Genomic DNA, 1,342 nt, shown 5'->3' on the forward strand with positions numbered 1-1,342 from the left:
GGAGGGGGGGGCCGCGCAGGCCGAGGCCGGCGAGGGCGCGCTGGCCGCGCTGGCCGCGACCGCCGACGCCGACGTCGTGGTCGTCCGCACCCCGGCGACGGGCGCCATGGAGGACGGCCCGGTGCTCGGCCCCGAGGCCGTCGACGCGGCGCTGCGGCAGGGCTGGGAGCTCGCCGACGCCGCCGCCGACGAGGGCCGGGACGTGCTGATCCTCGGCTCGTGCGGGGCCGGCATGGAGGCCGCCGCGACGGCGGTGCTCGCCGCCTCCACCGGCGCCGAGCCGGTCGCGATCCTGCCCCGGGTGCTGGCGGCCGGCGGCTTCTACGACGACAACGCCTGGATGGTGCGGTGCGCCGCGGTGCGCGACGCCATGCACCGCATCCGGCAGGACCCGCGCGGCGCGAAGGACATTCTGGCCCAGGTCGGCGGCGCCGACCTGGCGGTGGCCACGGGCGCGCTGCTGGGCGCGGCGTCGCGGCGGATGCCGGTGCTGGTGGACGGGCCGCTGGGCATCGCCGCGGGGCTCATCGCCCGGGACATCGCGAGCCAGTCCCGGCACTGGTGCCTGCTCGCCGACGCCGGCACCCACGAACTCGTCCGGCAGGGCGCCGACGTGCTGGGCCTGAACCCGGTCACGGCGCTGGAGCTCGACCTCGGCGAGGGCGCGAACGCCCTGGCGGCGTTGCCGCTGCTGCGCGCCGCGATCGCCCTCGCGGGCGCGCTGCCGGTGCACCCGGCGCTGCTGGCCGCGCACGGCGACGCGGGCCTCGAGCCGGACGAAGACGAAGACGAAGACCAGGACGAAGACCAGGACCAGGACGAGGACCAGTCCGGGTTCGCCGAGCCGGAACCGGACGGGCCCGGCCCGGCCAGTGTTTGACGGTCTGCGCCTGGCGCTCACCACGCTGACCGTCCTGCCGGTCCGGGCCGGCCGGGTCGACCGCCGCGCGGCCGCCGTCGCGATGAGCGTCGCGCCGCTCGTCGGCGCGCTGCTGGGCGCGGTGCTGGCCGGCCTCTTCGTGCTGCTGGGCCAGGGCCCGGTGGCCGCCGCGGTCACCGTCGCCGCGGGCGCGCTGCTCACCCGGGGCCTGCACCTGGACGGCCTCGCGGACACGGTCGACGCCCTCGGCTCCTACCGCGACCGCGAGCGGGCGCTCGAGATCATGAAGAAGCCTGACATCGGCCCGTTCGGCGTCGCCGCGATCGCCCTTGCCCTGCTGATCCAGGCGGCCGCGCTGACCGAGGTCGGCCCGTGGGCGATCGTGGTGGCCTGGGCGGCGGGGCGGCTCGGCGTCACCATCGCCTGCCGCCGGGGCGTCGGCGCCGAGGCCCTCCGGGCGCG

2 protein-coding genes are annotated in these 1,342 nt (G+C 78.4%); both read left to right on the plus strand.

Features of this window, described 5'->3' with window-relative positions:
• On the plus strand, window positions 1–880 hold an 880-nt coding region (locus AB0F10_RS45715; RefSeq protein ID WP_360640906.1), incomplete at its 5' end, for a nicotinate-nucleotide--dimethylbenzimidazole phosphoribosyltransferase.
• A partial coding sequence (locus AB0F10_RS45720; RefSeq protein WP_360640908.1) for an adenosylcobinamide-GDP ribazoletransferase occupies window positions 873–1,342 on the plus strand: 470 nt, incomplete at its 3' end. The genes AB0F10_RS45715 and AB0F10_RS45720, both read left to right, overlap by 8 nt.

This window comes from Actinoplanes sp. NPDC026623 (assembly GCF_040638275.1).
Classification (GTDB): domain Bacteria; phylum Actinomycetota; class Actinomycetes; order Mycobacteriales; family Micromonosporaceae; genus Actinoplanes.